This is a genomic window from uncultured Acinetobacter sp. (assembly GCF_947624825.1).
Classification (GTDB): Bacteria; Pseudomonadota; Gammaproteobacteria; order Pseudomonadales; family Moraxellaceae; genus Acinetobacter.
The window spans coordinates 1-2,577 of record NZ_CANQLZ010000123.1 but is presented as its reverse complement, the minus strand read 5'-3'; the positions used below and the strand labels follow the sequence as shown (position 1 = coordinate 2,577).

The following is a 2,577-nucleotide window of genomic DNA, read 5'->3' as shown; positions in this document are numbered from 1 at the left end:
AATCATTTTGCTTCATTGCGTTGGTATGCTCGCCATTATAGGAGCTTTTTTTAGCTTGGCAAGACATATTTAAGTAACTATTTTACAACTGAGTATTTTTTGTGCAAAAAATTACCTTTCGCACAAAATCAGCTCAGATATACGTAATAAATCGTAATCTAGCTTTAAAAGGTTATTCATTGCTTAGTTTTAACGCTGATAATTTTGATAGGTTGCTTAGGCACATCAGTATATGCGCCATAACGGTGCGTTGGAACCTTGGCAATTTGATCTACAATCTCCATACCTTTCACCACCTGACCAAATACCGCATAGCCTGCATTTCGTTGGCTTTTATTCAAAAACTCATTGTCCACCAAATTAATAAAAAATTGGCTTTTCGCTGAGTTTGGATCATTGGTACGTGCCATCGCTAATGTACCACGTATATTTTTCAAACCATTATTTGATTCATTTGAAATACTTTTAGTCGTTGGCTTTTCTTTCATATCAACAGTCAGGCCACCACCTTGCACCATAAAGCCAGGAATCACACGATGAAAAATAGTGCCCTTATAAAAATTACTCTTCACATAACTTTCAAAGTTTTTTGTGGAGATTGGTGCTTGATCATTAAACAGTTCAATTTCAATCGTTCCTAAACTGGTCTTCATTTCAAGCAGGGTGTTGGCTGCAAAAGTTGTCATGCTGGTCAGCATAAGTGTCGATATCGCTAAGCTCTTTTTTAACATTTATTTACTAATCCTCATCATTACTGGCTTAATTTATGGATTCCAATACTTCACTATAAACAAAATTGTCGTATTCGTGAAAAGGATATTCTTATGAAACAGCGACCCAACCTTCACAGTGTTTACTGTTATCCGCCTTGGCAATGTCACGGTCAAGCTTATATTTTAAATTATTGGGCCAGTCCACAGTTATTAGAACAGTCCAAAGCCTATAATTTACGACCTTCACGTGCAGGTCATATGCTACATGTGATTTTAATTCGTTATACGCAAACACCTATTGGGGCCTATGACGCGCTCTTTATTGTTGATCATCCCGTTAGAAAAAAACAACGCTACTCAACGATTGCTAAGATCTTTGTCTCAAACGAAGCCTCTATGTTACACGGGCAAAATTTATGGGGCTTACCTAAACAATTAGCTAAATTTACTTGGACAGAAACCAATACAGCCACCTATTGCCAAGTAGAGGTGAACGGAAAAAATATGACGATTCAATTAAATCGTCATAAAAATAGTCCAGAGTTTTATATTAATAGTCATCAATTGCCACATCATATTTTAAATGTGCAACAACATTGGCAATCTCAGGACTATACCTTTACCCCACAATTTCGAGGTAAGCTACATAAATTAAAATCAGTACAGTGGCATGACAGCGAGGAAGTATTTCCAGATTTTAACCAAGCACGTTATATCAATAGCTTTTATATGTCGGAAGTACAGCTTTTGCTACCTGAAGCCAAAATTGAAGTTAAAACTCCTGTTTCACGTGAAACAACTTAATCTAGGTTAAAAATTCCCGGCTTTATAAACCAAGCTATTTGACATAAAAAATAGTTTCTTATCTAAGTTGTGAAGCATTTATATGTTGTTGCTTCATGTGTTAATAATTGGTAGCAGTATTTGAAAAACATGACTGTGGCCACTATGAGAAAGGCTCAAGCTTTTTATAAAAATAAAATTTAATGAGTCAGGCTTTAAATCATCCTAAATTTAAATTCCAAATGCGTGACTTCTCATAAAAAATCTAAAGTAGAGCATTGGTTATTAAAATCATGTTGCCAAAATCTTCATAATTTCTACATGATCAAGCATATTGAGCACCATATCCTTATATAAATGATGCAATTGCTAACAGAGTCAATGAAAAAAATGCCTTATGCTTAATACTCATTAATTTGTAATATAAGGATGAACCACATGGCTAGAAAACTTTTGCTTGTGTCACTTGCCACAACCTTTTTAGCTGTAGGCTGTGTGGCACTCCCTGATGATGGCTACTACGATGGACGTTATGATCGTGGTTACGATCGAAACTATGACCGCAGTTACGATACTCAACAGCGCCAACGTTTAGAGCTTGAGCGTCGCCGTTTGGCTGAACAAAATCGTAACCGTCAGCTACAACTTGACCGAGAAAAAACCCAGTTGGAGCGTCAACGCCTACAACAACGTGAGCGTCAGCAGTTAGAACAGAAACGTCGTGAACAGCAGTTACAACAGCGACAACGCCAAGATCTAGATCGTAAGCGTCGTGAGCAAGTTGAACAGCAAAAACGTCAGCGTGAACAACAAGCCCTGCAAAAGCGTCAGGCAGAGCAAAAACGTCAAAAGGATCTACAACAACGCCAACGTAATCAGGATCATCGCCGTAGCAACGAAGATAAAGTGCAAAAAGCACGCGAGTATTTTGAGCAGCAACGTCACCGCTAAGTTAAATTTAAGTAAAAAAAAAGGCTTATCCAATGATTGGATAAGCCTTAAAAACACATCTGAAAATATCGAAAAAGAAACTACAGCCCTAGAATCTGAATAAATAATATCCAAATTAAACACTTATTAG

At 36.9% G+C, this 2,577-nt stretch carries 3 protein-coding genes; 2 read left to right on the top strand and 1 reads right to left on the bottom strand.

Going from position 1 to position 2,577, the window contains the following annotated elements; all coding sequences use genetic code 11:
• Positions 1-176 precede the first annotated feature (176 nt).
• Positions 177-731 carry a peptidylprolyl isomerase gene (locus tag Q0017_RS13700; protein ID WP_297427244.1) on the bottom strand — a complete coding sequence of 185 codons (555 nt, stop codon included), beginning with the start codon at positions 729-731 and terminating at the stop codon, positions 177-179.
• Between the two features lie 93 nt (positions 732-824).
• Between Q0017_RS13700 and Q0017_RS13695 the strand changes: the two genes are divergently transcribed.
• On the top strand, positions 825-1,517 hold the full coding sequence (locus Q0017_RS13695) for an acetoacetate decarboxylase family protein (protein WP_297427247.1): 693 nt from the start codon (positions 825-827) through the stop codon (positions 1,515-1,517).
• 417 nt (positions 1,518-1,934) lie between these two features.
• Positions 1,935-2,447, top strand: coding sequence for a hypothetical protein (locus Q0017_RS13690; protein WP_297427250.1), 513 nt, complete (start codon positions 1,935-1,937; stop codon positions 2,445-2,447).
• Positions 2,448-2,577: the final 130 nt, after the last annotated feature.